The following is a 13,882-nucleotide window of genomic DNA, read 5'->3' as shown; positions in this document are numbered from 1 at the left end:
ACAGGCCAACGGGCGCAGGGAGTTGACCGGCGGCTCAGCAGGTGTTCAGCGCATTATCAACTGCCGAATATGCTCGATGAGCTGGGTGATCGCCGGTTCGGTGGTCGCCGCTTGCGCGTCGGACGGATTGAGTATCAGCAGGAGCAGCGTGACGAAGGCGAGCGCGGGAAGGGCCAGGGCCCACCAGGGCAGCCTGATGTCCGGGCGGCCCGAGCGCGCCGGGTGGAGCCGGGTCTGCGTAGGGGCCGACATGACGCCTCCGTGAGTCTTCGAGTGGTCCGTGTCCGCCGCTCGCGGTCACACTTCGAAGTTACGGAGTTCTGAGCCCTCAACCCATCCGGTGATCCACCCAGTTGACCCTGACACTCGCCCCCTAGGGGATGGTGGTGCTAGCCCCACCATCGGGCCCGTGGAAGGGCACGGCGGTCACGGCGAGGCGATCGTCGCGATGATGGCGATGATCACGAAGATGGCGAGGAAAGAGCCGAAGACGAGGAGCATCTTCTTCTGGCCGTTCTGCGGGTTCGGGTCGAGCACTGGCGACATGCACCAAGTCTCGCACCCGCCGAACGGCCCCGATCGCCGGGGTGGGGCCGAGCGGACCGCAGTGGTGCCCGAGGGCGGGCTCAGCGGGCCGCCTCGTCCTCCACCGTGCGGTCGCGGCCCGCCAGGACGCCCACCACCATCTGCGGGATCATCAGACAGGTCATGAGCGCGATCGGCAGGCCCCAGCCGCCGCTGTGCTGGTAGAGGACGCCCACCAGGAGCGGACCCGGGATGGAGATCAGATACCCGGTGCTCTGCGCGAACGCCGACAGCTGGGCGACACCCACGCCGGTCCTGGCCCGCATCCCGACCATGGTGAGGGCGAGGGGGAACGCGCAGTTCGAGACGCCGAGGAGCACCGCCCAGGCCCAGGCTCCGCCGGCCGGCGCGGTGTACAGGCCGGCGTATCCGGCCAGGCCGCAGATGCCGAGCACGACCACGATCGGGCCCTGATGGGGCAGCCGGGTGGCCATGCGCGGGATGACGAAGGCGAGCGGCACGCCCATCACCATCGTGACGGCCAGGAGCAGCCCGGCCGTGCCCGCGGGGACACCGGCGTCGCGGAAGATCTGCGCCATCCAGCCCATCGTGATGTAGGCGGCGGTGGCCTGGAGCCCGAAGAAGACGGCGAGCGCCCAGGCGGTACGGCTGCGGGTGATCCGCAGTGCGGGCTCCACGCGCGCGTGCGCCTCGGTGACCGGCTCCGCACCCCGCTGCCGTGCGAGCCGGATCCACGGCAGTACGGCGGCGGCCGCCAGCCCTGCCCACACCGCGAGCCCGGACCGCCAACTGCCGCCCAGTGCGTCGGTCATGGGCACCGTCACCGCGGCAGCGGCGGAGGTGCCGATGGCGAGGGCCATCGAGTACAGGCCGGTCATGGATCCGACCCGGTCCGGGAACCAGCGCTTGACGATGACCGGCATGAGGACGTTGCTGACCGCGATGCCCATGAGTGCGAGGGCGCTGGCGGCCAGGAATCCGGCCGTGCTCCCGGCGTACGGCCGGATCAGCAGGCCCGCGGTGATCGCGGCCATGCCGGCGCACACCACCGCGCCCGGCCCGAAGCGGCGGGCGAGCCTCGGGGCCATGACCCCGAAGAGCGCGAAGCAGAGTGGGGGCACGGAGGTCAGCAGGCCGGCCACGCTGCCGCTCATGCCGAGCCCGTCGCGGACCTCTTCCAGGAGGGCGCCGAGACTGGTGATGGCGGGGCGGAGGTTGACGGCGGCGAGCATGATGCCGAGGGCGACCAGCCGTGTCGTCCACGCGCGTGTGGGCGTCGGGGATTCGCCGCCCCCGTGTGCCGAGCTGCGTATCGCCGTGGACTTCGCCGTCAGGGTTTCCTCACTTGCCATGAGGCCTATCATAGAATCATGGGATGATTGGTTGTCCACCCTCTGGCCGCCCCCGGCCGCCCGTCCCGTGCGAAGGTGAGCCATGCCCCTGAGCCACACCCGCCGGTCGGCGCTGTCCGAACAGGTCATCGCCGCGCTGCGGAACCAGATCACTACGGGTGAGTGGCCGGTCGGCTCGCGCATCCCGACGGAGCCCGAGCTGGTCGAGCAGCTCGGCGTCGCCCGCAACACGGTGCGTGAGGCCGTCCGCGCACTCGCGCACAACGGCCTGCTGGACATCCGCCAGGGCTCCGGCACCTACGTCGTCGCGACCAGCGAGCTGGCGGGAGTGATGCACCGCCGCTTCGCCGACGCCGATCCGCGGCACATCGCCGAACTGCGCTCCACGCTGGAGTCCGGTGCCGCGAAGCTGGCCGCCGAGCGGCGGACCGAGAAGGACCTCAAGCAGCTGGACGCGCTGCTGGTGCGCCGCGAGGAGGCCTGGGCGTCCGGCGACGCGGAGGCCTTCGTGGCGGCGGACGCGACCTTCCACCTGGCGGTGGTGGCCGCCTCCCACAACGACGCGATGACGGCCATGCACGCGGACCTGAGCGAGGTGCTGCGGGACTGGCTGCGCGAGGACGTCGGCGAGGAACTGACCGCGGAGACCTACATGGACCACACACGTCTGGTCGACGCGATCCGCACGGGCGACACCTCTGCCGCGGCCGACGAGGCCGCGAGCTATCCGTTCCTGTGCCGTCCCGGGCGGTTCACAGCGCCCGCTTCCGGTGACTGACCCACACCGAGCGGACCTCTTTCCAGCAGCGGCCGGTCAGGCGCACGGTCTGCGCGGGCCCGGCCTCGACCGCGGCGCCGTCACTGTCGACGTCCCACCAGCGGTCGCACTCGATGTGCAGTCGGACGCTGTCCGTTCGCGGATACGGGTTGTGGCAGAACGCGGTCACGTACGAGCCGATGAGCCTGCTGCGGCACGCCGCGCCGAACGGCTCCGGCGCGGCGGGTTTCCGTACCTCCACGCGCGTGTGCGGCATCGCCTCGTACGACAGGGCGAGTACGAGAACGACGGCGACGGTCACTGAGGTCAGGCTGCTGGAAAGGCGCACAACGGGGACCTCCTCGGCCGTGCTGGGGAGGGAAGCGTGTGGTGAACGCGTAATCCAGGGTGTGCGGCTGTGCCCCCTCCCCGCCCGGCGGGTGGGCCGAACGGGTGACGCACAGAGGGCCCGCGCTCCGACAGGAACGCGAGCCCTCTGCTACTGCCGGCCGAGCGTCACGCACCGATGGCGTGCAGACCCCCGTCGACGTGGATGATCTCGCCCGTGGTCTTCGGGAACCAGTCGCTCAGCAGGGCGACGACACCCTTGCCGGCCGGCTCCGGGTCCTTCAGATCCCACTCCAGCGGGGAACGGCTGTCCCAGACGGCGGCCAGATCGCTGAAGCCCGGGATGGACTTGGCGGCCATCGAGCCGATCGGCCCCGCGGAGATCAGGTTGCAGCGGATGTTCTGCTTGCCCAGGTCGCGTGCCATGTAGCGGCTGGTGGCCTCCAGGGCGGCCTTGGCCGGGCCCATCCAGTCGTACTGCGGCCAGGCGTACTGCGCGTCGAAGGTGAGGCCGACGACCGAGCCGCCGTTCTGCATCAGCGGCAGACAGGCCATGGTGAGCGACTTCAGGGAGTACGCCGAGACGTGCATGGCCGTGGCGACCGACTCGAACGGGGTGTTGAGGAAGTTGCCGCCGAGGGCGTCCTGCGGCGCGAAGCCGATGGAGTGCACGACGCCGTCCAGGCCGCCCAGCTCCTCGCCGACGACGTCGGCCAGACGGCCGAGGTGCTCGTCGTTGGTGACGTCGAGCTCGATGACCTTCGTGGGCTTGGGCAGCTTCTTAGCGATGCGCTCGGTCAGCGTGGGCCGCGGGAACGCGGTCAGGATGATCTCGGCACCCTGCTCCTGGGCGACCTTCGCGGTGTGGAAGGCGATGGAGGACTCCATCAGCACACCGGTGATCAGGACGCGCTTGCCCTCGAGAATTCCGCTCATGGTGATCAGTGACCCATTCCCAGTCCGCCGTCAACGGGAATGACGGCTCCAGTGATGTACGAGGCGTCGTCCGAGGCGAGGAACCGCACCGTCGCGGCGATCTCCTCCGGCTGCGCGTACCGGCCGAGCGGCACCTGCTTCACGATGCCCTCGCGCTGCTCGTCGGTGAGCACCTTGGTCATGTCGGTGTCGACGAAGCCGGGTGCGACGACGTTGAAGGTGATGTTGCGCGAGCCCAGCTCACGGGCGAGGGAGCGCGCGAAACCGACCAGTCCGGCCTTGGACGCGGCGTAGTTCGCCTGGCCGGGACCACCCATCAGACCGACGACCGACGAGATGAGGACGACGCGGCCCTTCTTGGCGCGCAGCATGGCGCGGTTGGCGCGCTTGACGACGCGGAAGGTGCCGGTGAGGTTGGTGTCGACGACCGAGGTGAAGTCCTCCTCGGTCATGCGCATCAGGAGCTGGTCCTTGGTGACGCCGGCGTTGGCGATCAGCACCTCGACCGGGCCGTGCTCGGCCTCGATCTCCTTGTAGGCCTGCTCCACTTGCTCGGTGTCGGTGATGTCGCACTTGACGGCGAGGAAGCCGGACGGCGGCTCACCCGAGCGGTATGTGATGGCGACCTTGTCGCCGGCGTCGGCGAAAGCGCGGGCGATGGCGAGGCCGATGCCCCGGTTGCCTCCGGTGACGAGAACCGAGCGGCTCAACGGATCACCCTTTCGATAGCGGTTTGGTACCCCCGCCCGAACACCTGGATGACAGGCGGCTTTATCCAAAAACCTATCGGTCCCCGCCCTTCGACCGACAATCCGGCACCGACAGCGGCTCACGGCACTCACTGTGGGGTCCCTACAGAATGACGCGCACGTCAGCCGGAAACATGTGGTCCCCGGGCGGGATGGGCGACATGATCGGAGCCGACAGGCGACGACAGCAGGGAGACCTCCGTGCCTCATACGATCGACGAAACCTTCACGGCACTTCCCCTACGCGCCCTGGCCGACGCCGCGCTGGCACGCGCGCGTGCGCTGGGGGCCGAGCACGCGGACTTCCGGTTCGAGCGGGTGCGCAGCGCGTCCTGGCGCCTGCGGGACGCCAAGCCCGCCGGATCGTCGGACACCACGGACCTCGGGTACGCGGTGCGGGTCGTGCACGGCGGGACGTGGGGGTTCGCGTCCGGTGTGGATCTGACCCTCGATGCCGCCGCGAAGGTCGCCTCACAGGCGGTGGCGATGGCCAAGTTGTCCGCGCAGGTGATCCGGGCGGCCGGGTCGGAGGAGCGGGTGGAACTCGCCGACGAGCCCGTGCACGCCGAGAGGACGTGGATCTCGTCGTACGACATCGATCCGTTCACCGTGCCCGACGAGGAGAAGGCCGGACTGCTGGCGGACTGGAGCAGCCGGCTGCTTGCGGCGGACGGGGTCGATCACGTCGACGCCTCACTGCTCACCGTCCATGAGAACAAGTTCTACGCCGACACCGCCGGAACCGTGACCACCCAGCAGCGTGTGCGGCTGCATCCGCAGCTCACGGCGGTGTCGGTCGACGAGTCGAGCGGCGAGTTCGACTCCATGCGCACCATCGCGCCGCCCGTAGGCCGTGGCTGGGAGTATGTGACGGGCACCGGCTGGGACTGGGACGACGAGCTCGCCAGGATCCCCGAGCTGCTCGCCGAGAAGATGCGTGCGCCCAGTGTCGAGCCGGGGCTGTACGACCTGGTCGTCGACCCGTCCAATCTGTGGCTGACGATCCACGAGTCCATCGGCCACGCCACCGAGCTGGACCGAGCCCTCGGCTACGAGGCCGCGTACGCCGGCACCTCCTTCGCCACCTTCGACCAGCTCGGCAAGTTGCGCTACGGCTCCGAGCTGATGAACGTCACCGGTGACCGCACCGCCGAGCACGGCCTCGCGACCATCGGGTACGACGACGAGGGCGTCGAGGGCCAGTCCTGGGACCTGGTGAAGGACGGCACGCTCGTCGGCTACCAGCTGGACCGGCGGATCGCGAGGCTCACCGGGTTCGAGCGGTCCAACGGGTGCGCGTTCGCCGACTCCCCCGGCCATGTGCCCGTGCAGCGCATGGCCAATGTGTCCCTGCAGCCGGATCCCGCCGGGCTGCCCACCGAGGACCTGATCGGGGGCGTGGACCGCGGCATCTATGTCGTCGGCGACCGGTCCTGGTCGATCGACATGCAGCGCTACAACTTCCAGTTCACCGGCCAGCGGTTCTTCAAGATCGAGAACGGACGGCTCACCGGTCAGCTGCGGGACGTGGCCTACCAGGCGACGACCACCGACTTCTGGGGCTCCATGGCGGCGGTCGGCGGTCCGCAGACGTATGTCCTGGGCGGCGCCTTCAACTGCGGCAAGGCCCAGCCGGGCCAGGTGGCCGCGGTCTCGCACGGCTGCCCGTCGGCCCTCTTCAAGGGCGTCAACATTCTGAACACCACGCAGGAGGCCGGTCGATGAGCGCGCGTACGAGCAAGCCGCACGAGGTCGTGGAGCGGGCGCTGGAGCTGTCCCGTGCCGACGGCTGTGTCGTGATCGCCGACGAGCAGTCGACCGCCAACCTGCGCTGGGCGGGCAACGCGCTCACGACGAACGGCGTCACGCGCGGGCGCACGCTCACGGTCATCGCAACCGTCGACGGCAAGGAGGGCACCGCCTCCGGGGTCGTCTCGCGCTCCGCGGTGACCGTCGACGACCTGGAGCCGCTGGTACGGGCCGCCGAGGCCGCCGCACGCGGAGCCGGGCCCGCCGAGGACGCGCAGCCCCTGGTGACGGACGTACCGGCGTCGCCGGACTTCACGGACGCCCCGGCCGAGACGTCGTCCACCGTGTTCGCCGACTTCGCCCCGGCGCTCGGTGAGGCGTTCGCACGCGCGCGTGCGGGCGGCCGCGAGCTGTACGGCTTCGCCAACCATGAGCTCGTCTCGACGTACATGGGTACGTCGACCGGTCTGCGGCTCCGTCATGACCAGCCCAACGGGACGCTGGAGCTGAACGCCAAGTCGCCCGACCGTGCGCGCTCGGCGTGGGCGGGGCGCTCGACCCGGGACTTCAAGGACGTCGACCCGGCGGCGCTCGACGCCGAGCTGGCCGTACGGCTCGGCTGGGCGGAACGGCGGATCGAGCTGCCCGCGGGCCGGTACGAGACGCTGCTGCCGCCGACCGCCGTCGCGGACCTGCTGATCTACCAGATCTGGTCGGCGTCGGGCCGGGACGCGACCGAGGGCCGCACGGTGTTCTCCAGGCCCGGCGGCGGCACCCGTGTCGGCGACACACTCACCGAGCTGCCGCTGACCCTGCGCAGCGACCCTAACGAGCCCGGCCTCGAGTCCGCCCCCTTCGTGATCGCGCACTCCTCCGGTGGCGACCAGTCGGTGTTCGACAACGGGCTGCCGCTGACGCCCACCGAGTGGGTGCGCGCCGGTGAGCTGGGGCACCTGACGACCAGCCGGCACAGCGCCGGGCTGACCGGGCTGCCGGTGGCCCCCGCGATCGACAACATCATCCTGGACGGGGGCTCGGACCGGTCCCTGGAGGAGATGGTCGCGAGCACCGAGCGCGGGCTGTTGCTGACCTGCCTGTGGTACATCCGCGAGGTCGACCCCGCGACACTGCTGCTGACCGGCCTGACCCGGGACGGGGTGTACCTCGTCGAGAACGGCGAGGTGACCGGCGAGGTCAACAACTTCCGGTTCAACGAGTCCCCGGTGGATCTGCTGGGGCGGGCGGCGGAGGCAGGGCGCACGGAGAAGACGCTGCCGAGGGAGTGGAGCGACTGGTTCACCCGGGCCGCGATGCCCGCGCTGCGGGTGCCCGACTTCAATATGAGCTCTGTCAGTCAGGGCGTATAACCTCGTAGTCGGCTGTCGCTCGACGGCCGACAAGATCACTTCAGGGAGATACGAGAACCGTGACGGACATCGTCGACGAGCTGAAGTGGCGCGGGCTGTTCGCCCTGTCCACTGACGAGGACGCTTTGCGTAAGGCGCTCGCGGACGGGCCCGTCACGTTCTATTGCGGCTTCGACCCGACGGCGGCCAGTCTCCACGTCGGCCACCTGGTGCAGGTCCTCACCATGCGCCGGCTCCAGCAGGCGGGCCTGCGTCCGCTCGCCCTGGTGGGCGGCGCGACGGGTCAGATCGGCGACCCCCGCCCGACCGCGGAGCGCACGCTGAACGACCCGGAGACGGTCGCCAACTGGGTCACCCGGCTGCGCTCGCAGATCGAGCCGTTCCTCTCCTTCGAGGGCGAGAACGCCGCGGTGATGGTGAACAACCTGGACTGGACGGCCGGGATGTCCGCCATCGAGTTCCTCCGGGACATCGGCAAGCACTTCCGCGTCAACAAGATGCTCACCAAGGACTCGGTCGCCCGGCGCCTCCAGTCCGAGGAGGGCATCAGCTACACGGAGTTCAGCTACCAACTGCTCCAGGGCATGGACTTCCTGGAGCTGTACCGGAGGTACGGCTGCACGCTCCAGCAGGGCGGCAGCGACCAGTGGGGCAACCTCACGGCCGGCCTCGACCTGATCCACAAGCTGGAGCCGCACGCCAACGTGCACGCCGTCGCGACTCCGCTGATGACCAAGGCGGACGGCACCAAGTTCGGCAAGACCGAGGGCGGCGCCATCTGGCTCGACCCGGAGATGACGACGCCGTACGCGTTCTACCAGTTCTGGCTGAACGTGGACGACCGAGATGTCTCCACCTACATGCGGATCCTGTCCTTCAAGTCCCGTGCGGAACTGGAGGAGTTGGAGCAGCAGACCAAGGAGCGGCCGCAGGCCCGGGCCGCGCAGCGCGCGCTCGCCGAGGAGCTGACGACGCTGGTGCACGGCGCCGACCAGACGGCCGCCGTGATCGCCGCGTCGAAGGCCCTCTTCGGCCAGGGTGAGCTGGCGGAGCTCGACGACAGGACACTGGCCGCGGCGCTCTCCGAGGTGCCGCATGTCCAGGTCGCCGAGCTCGGTCCGGTCGTCGACCTGTTCGCCGAGGTCGGGCTGGTGGCGAGCAAGTCCGCTGCGCGGCGCACCGTGAAGGAGGGCGGCGCGTACGTGAACAACGTGAAGGTCGCCGCGGAGGACTCCGTCCCGGTGGAGGGGGATCTGCTGCACGGGCGTTGGCTGGTGCTGCGGCGTGGGAAGAAGAATCTGGCGGCGGTCGAGGTCGTCGGCGGGTAGCGCTGTGCGGGATGCGCCGTAGGGGTGCGGTGGTCTGCGGGCCCACGACTTCGTCGTGGCTTGTCGCGCAGTTCCCCGCGCCCCTTCGGGCGCTTCAGTTCGGGGCGCTTTCCGTCACGTGCGTTGCTTGTTCTTGCCCAGCGTCGCCATGTACGCCATGTCGCCGAGGAAGACGATGATCAGCGCGGCCACGAGTTGGAATACGTGGCGGCTCCAGTCGATGCCGGCGGTTTCGTCGACGCCGAAGCCCCGGGCGATGGCGTTGCCCGCCACGGCGCCGAGCATGCCGAAGATGGTGGTCAGCCAGAGGGGACTGTGCTGCTTGCCCGGCAGGATCGCCTTCGCGATCAGCCCCAGCACGAATCCCACGATGATCGCCCACAACCAGCCCATGGCTGCCTCCTCGTACGGCTCGACGTGAGCATTACGCCCAGTGTCGGCCCGTTCGCGCTACGGCGCATGTCGGGTACGGCGGTACACGCTCCGGCGCATGCCACTTGCCCTGGCAGGAGGTGCCCCGGTCTCGTAGACGACGCAGGTGCGGCGTAACGTGGAGGCTGTCCGGGCTCGGCTCCTCCGCCCGGGCGGAGCGGGTACGGGCCGGGGAGAGTCCGATGCGGGCGGATGGTGGAATGTGATGCGGAAGCAGCACACCGGCGGCAACGCCCAGGTATTCCGGATCACCGGGGCCAGGGCGGGCCTTCAGGATGATGTGCGTGGGCGGCAGCGCCGGTACGTCATCTCGATGTCGGTCCGAACGGTGTCCGTGATCCTCGCAGCCTCGCTCTGGAACGTCGAACGGCACGTCGCGATCGTGGCGTTGGTGCTCGGGGCGGTGCTCCCCTACATTTCGGTGGTGATCGCCAACGCCGGGCGGGAGAACGCGCCGTCGCTCCCGTCGACGTTCGTGACCGCGCCGACGCCGCCGATGATCGCGCCGCCGCGCGACGACGACGGCTTCACGGAACCGGTGCCGGAGGATGTCACGGCCGATCCAGGACCGGGTGGAAGAGCCGAACGGCACGACCGGAGATGAGCTTTACGGACGCCTTCCGAACGGAGGTCGGCTCCGCACCAAGCTCAGGAAAAGCTCAGATCAATCATGTTGTTCCGGTGCCGGGCGACCGGTATCCCGTGACATACTTTGTAGGCGCTCCGCATCCCCCGTCGGAGCGACAGACCGACGCCGGGCAGCTCCCCCCGTGGCTGCTCGGCGTCGCCTTTTGCGGACCTTGCGAGACGAACCTGTGAGTGACGAGACGCCGATCTGCTCCGCGAAGGGCTGCCGTGCCGCGGCCGTATGGGTCCTCGCGTGGAACAACCCGAAGATCCACACGCCGGAGCGGCGCAAGACCTGGCTCGCGTGCGAGGAGCATCGCGAGCATCTCTCGCAGTTCCTCGGTGTACGGGGCTTCCTGAAGGACGTGGTCCTGCTGACGGAGTGGGAGCACTCCGAGCAGTCCCAGTCCCCGACCGATCAGCCCTAGCCCCCGATCGCCGACATCGGCCTCTGCGGCTGGATGAACGTCGGGTCGTCCAGCCCGGCGCCTGCCTTCTTGCCCCACATCGCCAGGCGCCAGATACGCGCGATCTCCTCGTCGGGGGCGCCCGAGCGGAGGGCGGCCCGGAGGTCTGTCTCCTCGGTGGCGAAGAGGCAGTTGCGTATCTGACCGTCGGCCGTGAGGCGGGTGCGGTCGCAGGCGGCGCAGAACGGCCGGGTGACGGAGGCGATCACACCGACGCGGTGCGGGCCGCCGTCGACGATCCAGCGTTCGGCGGGGGCCGAGCCGCGCTCCTGCGAGCCCTCCTCGGTCAGCTCGAAGCGGGTGCGCAGCGAGGCCAGGATGTCGCCTGCCGTGATCATGCCGTCGCGCTTCCAGCCGTGCTGGGCGTCCAGGGGCATCTGCTCGATGAAACGCAGTTCATAGTCGTGCTCGACGGCCCAGGCCAGGAGGTCCGGGGCCTCGTCGTCGTTCAGACCCGGCATCAGGACCGTGTTGACCTTGACCGGGGTCAGTCCTGCCTCGCGGGCGGAGTGCAGGCCCTCGATGACGTCCTTGTGGCGGTCCCGGCGGGTGAGGGCCTTGAAGACATCGGGCCGGAGGGTGTCCAGCGAGACATTGACCCGGTCCAGGCCCGCCGCCTTCAGGGCGCTCGCGGTGCGCTTGAGGCCGATGCCGTTCGTGGTCAAGGACATCTGGGGGCGGGGGTCCAGGGCGGCGACCCGCTCGACGATGCCCACCAGGCCGGGGCGCAGCAGGGGCTCACCGCCGGTGAAGCGGACCTCCTCGATGCCCAGGGAGGTGACGGCTATGTCGATCAGGCGGACGATCTCGTCGTCCGTGAGCAGGTCGGGCTTGGCCAGCCACTGCAAGCCCTCCTCGGGCATGCAGTAGGTGCAGCGCAGATTGCACCGGTCGGTCAGCGAGACCCTCAGGTCGGTGGCCACTCGGCCATAGGTGTCGATGAGCACGTGAGCCCCCTCCCTCGCAGCGGATCAATCATTTCCCGACACCTGCGAGCCTACGCGACGTCACTGACAACAACAGGGTCCCGATCCCACCAGGCAGGACGCGGCCGCGTCGTAGGGACCTACGACGCGGCCGCGAAGCGGGGTGGGATCAGTGCGCCCCGGTGCCCGTGAGGGAGCGGACCTCCAGCTCGGCGTACTTGCCGGTGTCCGGCTCCTCCTTGGACAGGTAGGTGCCGAGGAAGCCCATCAGGAATCCGAACGGGATGGAGATGATGCCCGGGTTCTTCAGCGGGAACCAGGCGAAGTCGACGTCGGGGAACATCGCCTTGGGGTCCCCGGAGACGACCGGCGAGAACAGCACCAGGCCGACGGCGACGATCAGGCCGCCGTAGATCGACCACAGGGCGCCCTGTGTGGTGAACCGCTTCCAGAACAGGCTGTAGAGGATGGTCGGCAGGTTGGCCGACGCGGCGACCGCGAAGGCCAGCGCGACCAGGCCGGCCACGTTCAGGTCGCGGGCGAGGGCGCCGAGCGCGATGGAGACGATGCCGATGAAGACGGTCGCCCACTTGGCCGCCCTCATCTCCTCCTTCTCGGTGGCCTGTCCCTTGCGGATGACGTTCGCGTAGATGTCGTGCGCGAAGGACGACGACGAGGCGAGGGTGAGGCCGGCGACCACGGCGAGGATCGTCGCGAAGGCCACCGCCGAGATCGTGGCGAGGAGGATCGCGCCCCACGCCGAGTCGACGCCGCCGAGGTGCAGGGCGAGCAGGGGTGCCGCCGTGTTGCCGGACGGGTTGGAGGCGATGATCTCGTCCTGCGAGATCAGGGCCGCGGCGCCGAAGCCGAGCGCGATGGTCATCAGGTAGAAGCCGCCGATGATGCCGATCGCCCAGTTCACGGACTTCCGGGCGGCCTTGGCGTTGGGCACCGTGTAGAAGCGGATCAGGATGTGCGGCAGACCGGCGGTACCGAGCACGAGGGCGATGCCCAGGGAGATGAAGTCGATCTTGGAGGTGCCGGTCGCGCCGTACTGGAGGCCCGGCTCCAGGAAGGCGGCGCCCTTGCCGCTGTTCTCGGCCGCGGTGCCGAGCAGGTCGGAGATGTTGAAGTTGAACTTCAGCAGCACCAGGAAGGTGATCAGGATGGTGCCGCTGATGAGCAGCACGGCCTTGACCATCTGGACCCAGGTGGTGCCCTTCATGCCGCCGATGGAGACGTACACGATCATCAGGATGCCGACGAGGGCCACGATGGCGACCTTGCCCGCGTCCGAGGTGATGCCGAGGAGCAGCGAGACGAGAACGCCGGCACCTGCCATCTGGGCCAGCAGGTAGAAGATCGACACGACGATCGTGGAGGTGCCGGCCGCGGTGCGGACCGGGCGCTGGCGCATGCGGTAGGCGAGGACGTCACCCATGGTGTAGCGGCCGGAGTTCCTGAGCGGTTCGGCCACCAGGAGCAGGGCGACCAGCCAGGCGACCAGGAAGCCGATGGAGTACAGGAAGCCGTCGTAGCCGAAGAGGGCGATGGCGCCCGCGATGCCGAGGAAGGACGCGGCGGACATGTAGTCGCCGGAGACCGCGAGGCCGTTCTGGAAGGCGCTGAACTGGCGGCCGCCCGCGTAGAAGTCGGCGGCGTCCTTGGTCTGGCGGCCCGCCCAGACGGTGATGACCAGGGTCGCGACGACGAACACCGCGAACAGACTGATGATCAGTGGCCGGTGCTCGCTGGCCTCGCCGGCCGCAAGCGTGATCGCGGGGCTCATGCGCCGCCCTCCATCTGGGACTTGATCGCTTCTGCCTTGGGGTCGAGGTTCGCGGCGGCGTGCCGCGAGTACCACCAGGCGATGAGGAACGTGGTGACGAACTGGGCGATGCCGAGGACGAAGGCCACGTTGATGTTGCCGACCACCTTGGTGCCCATGAAGTCGCCCGCGTAGTTGGACAGCAGGACGTACAGCAGGTACCAGGCGATGAAGCCGACGGTCAGCGGGAAGGCAAAGGAGCGGTAGGAGCGGCGCAGTTCACCGAACTCCGCGCTCTCCTGCACCTCGACGAACTCCTCTGTGGAGGGGAGTTGGTGTTGTTCTTTCGAGGGGGGCGGTGCGTCGGTAGCCACGGAGTCTCCTCGCGTTGCGGGTTATGGTCGTACGGATGGTGATGTGGATCACCTGAGCCGGGTGGCGATGTTAGTGGCCGCCGAGCGTGATCCAACAGGGGCTCGATCCTGCTCGGGCCTCCTGCCCAAGGTCACGGCGCCACGCGAGGACCGGTT

Annotated in this window: 16 protein-coding genes; 6 read left to right on the top strand and 10 right to left on the bottom strand. The window is 69.3% G+C overall.

Features of this window, described 5'->3' with window-relative positions:
- Positions 1–45 precede the first annotated feature (45 nt).
- The 3 genes from ACIHFB_RS12465 to ACIHFB_RS12455 form a co-directional block, all read right to left on the bottom strand.
- Positions 46–252, bottom strand: coding sequence for a hypothetical protein (locus tag ACIHFB_RS12465; RefSeq protein WP_365287124.1), 207 nt, complete (start codon positions 250–252; stop codon positions 46–48).
- 174 nt (positions 253–426) lie between these two features.
- Positions 427–546, bottom strand: a complete 120-nt coding sequence (locus ACIHFB_RS12460; RefSeq protein WP_400126712.1) for an SGM_5486 family transporter-associated protein — start codon at positions 544–546, stop codon at positions 427–429.
- A gap of 80 nt (positions 547–626) precedes the next feature.
- The gene (locus tag ACIHFB_RS12455; protein WP_400126711.1) at positions 627–1,898 is read right to left on the bottom strand and encodes a CynX/NimT family MFS transporter; all 1,272 of its coding nucleotides are present in this window, start codon (positions 1,896–1,898) and stop codon (positions 627–629) included.
- Between the two features lie 82 nt (positions 1,899–1,980).
- On the opposite strand from ACIHFB_RS12455, the gene ACIHFB_RS12450 reads away from it, so the two are divergent.
- On the top strand, positions 1,981–2,676 hold the full coding sequence (locus ACIHFB_RS12450) for a FadR/GntR family transcriptional regulator (protein WP_400126709.1): 696 nt from the start codon (positions 1,981–1,983) through the stop codon (positions 2,674–2,676).
- Here ACIHFB_RS12450 and ACIHFB_RS12445 read toward each other — a convergent pair.
- From ACIHFB_RS12445 to fabG, 3 genes are all read right to left on the bottom strand, one after another.
- On the bottom strand, positions 2,651–3,004 hold the full coding sequence (locus tag ACIHFB_RS12445) for a hypothetical protein (protein ID WP_365287130.1): 354 nt from the start codon (positions 3,002–3,004) through the stop codon (positions 2,651–2,653). The two genes, ACIHFB_RS12450 and ACIHFB_RS12445, sit on opposite strands and share 26 nt — an antisense overlap.
- A gap of 167 nt (positions 3,005–3,171) precedes the next feature.
- Complete coding sequence (gene fabI / locus ACIHFB_RS12440; protein ID WP_365287132.1) at positions 3,172–3,939, bottom strand: enoyl-ACP reductase FabI; 768 nt, start codon at positions 3,937–3,939, stop codon at positions 3,172–3,174.
- Between the two features lie 5 nt (positions 3,940–3,944).
- On the bottom strand, positions 3,945–4,649 hold the full coding sequence (gene fabG, locus ACIHFB_RS12435) for a 3-oxoacyl-[acyl-carrier-protein] reductase (RefSeq protein ID WP_365287134.1): 705 nt from the start codon (positions 4,647–4,649) through the stop codon (positions 3,945–3,947).
- A 240-nt stretch (positions 4,650–4,889) separates the two neighbouring features.
- Between fabG and ACIHFB_RS12430 the strand changes: the two genes are divergently transcribed.
- The 3 genes from ACIHFB_RS12430 to tyrS are packed head-to-tail and all read left to right on the top strand — an operon-like array spanning position 4,890 to position 9,132.
- Positions 4,890–6,413: a TldD/PmbA family protein gene (locus tag ACIHFB_RS12430; RefSeq protein ID WP_365287136.1), complete on the top strand. Its 1,524-nt coding sequence runs from the start codon at positions 4,890–4,892 to the stop codon at positions 6,411–6,413.
- Entirely contained in the window at positions 6,410–7,804 is a 1,395-nt protein-coding gene (locus tag ACIHFB_RS12425) for a metallopeptidase TldD-related protein (RefSeq protein ID WP_365287138.1), read from the top strand. The genes ACIHFB_RS12430 and ACIHFB_RS12425 overlap by 4 nt, the downstream gene beginning before the upstream one ends.
- Before the next feature lie 59 nt (positions 7,805–7,863).
- Positions 7,864–9,132: a tyrosine--tRNA ligase gene (gene tyrS / locus ACIHFB_RS12420; RefSeq protein ID WP_400126705.1), complete on the top strand. Its 1,269-nt coding sequence runs from the start codon at positions 7,864–7,866 to the stop codon at positions 9,130–9,132.
- Positions 9,133–9,246: 114 nt separating this feature from the next.
- On the opposite strand, the gene ACIHFB_RS12415 is transcribed toward tyrS, so the two are convergent.
- Positions 9,247–9,525 carry a GlsB/YeaQ/YmgE family stress response membrane protein gene (locus ACIHFB_RS12415; protein WP_365287142.1) on the bottom strand — a complete coding sequence of 93 codons (279 nt, stop codon included), beginning with the start codon at positions 9,523–9,525 and terminating at the stop codon, positions 9,247–9,249.
- Between the two features lie 244 nt (positions 9,526–9,769).
- Between ACIHFB_RS12415 and ACIHFB_RS12410 the strand changes: the two genes are divergently transcribed.
- On the top strand, positions 9,770–10,168 hold the full coding sequence (locus tag ACIHFB_RS12410) for a DUF3099 domain-containing protein (protein WP_400126703.1): 399 nt from the start codon (positions 9,770–9,772) through the stop codon (positions 10,166–10,168).
- Between the two features lie 211 nt (positions 10,169–10,379).
- Positions 10,380–10,619 carry a hypothetical protein gene (locus tag ACIHFB_RS12405; protein ID WP_365287146.1) on the top strand — a complete coding sequence of 80 codons (240 nt, stop codon included), beginning with the start codon at positions 10,380–10,382 and terminating at the stop codon, positions 10,617–10,619.
- Here ACIHFB_RS12405 and moaA read toward each other — a convergent pair.
- From moaA to ACIHFB_RS12390, 3 genes are all read right to left on the bottom strand, one after another.
- On the bottom strand, positions 10,616–11,605 hold the full coding sequence (gene moaA / locus ACIHFB_RS12400) for a GTP 3',8-cyclase MoaA (RefSeq protein ID WP_365287148.1): 990 nt from the start codon (positions 11,603–11,605) through the stop codon (positions 10,616–10,618). The genes ACIHFB_RS12405 and moaA overlap by 4 nt on opposite strands.
- A gap of 148 nt (positions 11,606–11,753) precedes the next feature.
- A complete protein-coding gene (locus ACIHFB_RS12395) occupies positions 11,754–13,373 on the bottom strand; it encodes a cation acetate symporter (RefSeq protein ID WP_365287150.1) in 1,620 nt (539 codons plus the stop codon).
- Entirely contained in the window at positions 13,370–13,726 is a 357-nt protein-coding gene (locus ACIHFB_RS12390) for a DUF485 domain-containing protein (protein WP_365287152.1), read from the bottom strand. Before ACIHFB_RS12390 ends, ACIHFB_RS12395 begins: the two co-directional genes overlap by 4 nt.
- Positions 13,727–13,882 lie beyond the last annotated feature (156 nt).

Origin of the sequence: Streptomyces sp. NPDC051963 (assembly GCF_044593495.1) — a bacterium.
Lineage (GTDB): Bacteria > Actinomycetota > Actinomycetes > Streptomycetales > Streptomycetaceae > Streptomyces.
This window is presented reverse-complemented; position numbering and strand designations above follow the sequence as displayed.

Bases quoted from the DNA above. Each gene is read 5' to 3' on its own strand.
- ACIHFB_RS12450 (WP_400126709.1), top strand. From the start codon at position 1,981: ATGCCCCTGAGCCACACCCGCCGGTCGGCGCTGTCCGAACAGGTCATC.
- fabI (WP_365287132.1), bottom strand. From the start codon at position 3,939: ATGAGCGGAATTCTCGAGGGCAAGCGCGTCCTGATCACCGGTGTGCTG.
- ACIHFB_RS12395 (WP_365287150.1), bottom strand. From the start codon at position 13,373: ATGAGCCCCGCGATCACGCTTGCGGCCGGCGAGGCCAGCGAGCACCGG.
- ACIHFB_RS12415 (WP_365287142.1), bottom strand. From the start codon at position 9,525: ATGGGCTGGTTGTGGGCGATCATCGTGGGATTCGTGCTGGGGCTGATC.
- ACIHFB_RS12425 (WP_365287138.1), top strand. From the start codon at position 6,410: ATGAGCGCGCGTACGAGCAAGCCGCACGAGGTCGTGGAGCGGGCGCTG.
- ACIHFB_RS12465 (WP_365287124.1), bottom strand. From the start codon at position 252: ATGTCGGCCCCTACGCAGACCCGGCTCCACCCGGCGCGCTCGGGCCGC.
- ACIHFB_RS12455 (WP_400126711.1), bottom strand. From the start codon at position 1,898: ATGGCAAGTGAGGAAACCCTGACGGCGAAGTCCACGGCGATACGCAGC.
- ACIHFB_RS12460 (WP_400126712.1), bottom strand. From the start codon at position 546: ATGTCGCCAGTGCTCGACCCGAACCCGCAGAACGGCCAGAAGAAGATG.
- ACIHFB_RS12410 (WP_400126703.1), top strand. From the start codon at position 9,770: ATGCGGAAGCAGCACACCGGCGGCAACGCCCAGGTATTCCGGATCACC.